Origin of the sequence: Nostoc sp. UIC 10630, assembly GCF_010747425.1 — a bacterium.
In the GTDB taxonomy this organism is placed as follows: domain Bacteria; phylum Cyanobacteriota; class Cyanobacteriia; order Cyanobacteriales; family Nostocaceae; genus Nostoc.
In genome coordinates this window covers 1-575 of the sequence record NZ_JAAGOG010000492.1, presented here as the reverse complement: position 1 = coordinate 575, position 575 = coordinate 1, and the positions used below count along the sequence as shown (strand labels likewise).

1 protein-coding gene is annotated in these 575 nt (G+C 40.2%); it reads right to left on the bottom strand.

The window, feature by feature from the left end; translation table 11 throughout:
- Positions 1 to 575, bottom strand: a 575-nt coding sequence (locus tag G1O98_RS38560; RefSeq protein WP_163939738.1) for an AAA family ATPase, incomplete at both ends; no start/stop codon positions are given.

Below are 575 nucleotides of genomic sequence, written 5' to 3'. Positions count from 1 at the left end.
GCATAAACCATTTTGGCCAGCCAATAGAGTGCTGCATCTGGGTCAGAACCTCGTAAGCTCTTAATAAAAGCACTGATGGTATCAAAATGGGCATCCCCTTCTTTGTCGTATAAAACAGCACGTTGTTGAATTGATTCTTCTGCCACTGCTAGAGGAATATGAATAACACCTGTAGTATCGGGGGGTGTAGTCTCTACAGCTAGTTGCAAGGCATTCAATAATGAACGAGCATCACCATTGGCAACATTAACTAGATGAGCTAAAGCATCTGTGTCAATTTGTACTGTTAACTTGCCATAACTGCGTTCCGAATCAGCTAGTGTTTGCTCAACAATTTTGTATAAATCTTTATCAGTTAATTGCTGAAGTTGAAAAATTCGCGAACGGCTAACCAGTGCTTTATTGACTTCAAAAAAAGGATTTTCGGTGGTAGCACCAATGAGAATGATTGTCCCATTCTCAACCCAAGGCAATAGAGCATCTTGCTGAGACTTGTTAAAACGATGGACTTCATCGACAAAAAGAATAGTTCGTTGATTATGAAACTTGCGCTGTTCTTGGGCTTTTTCAATTGC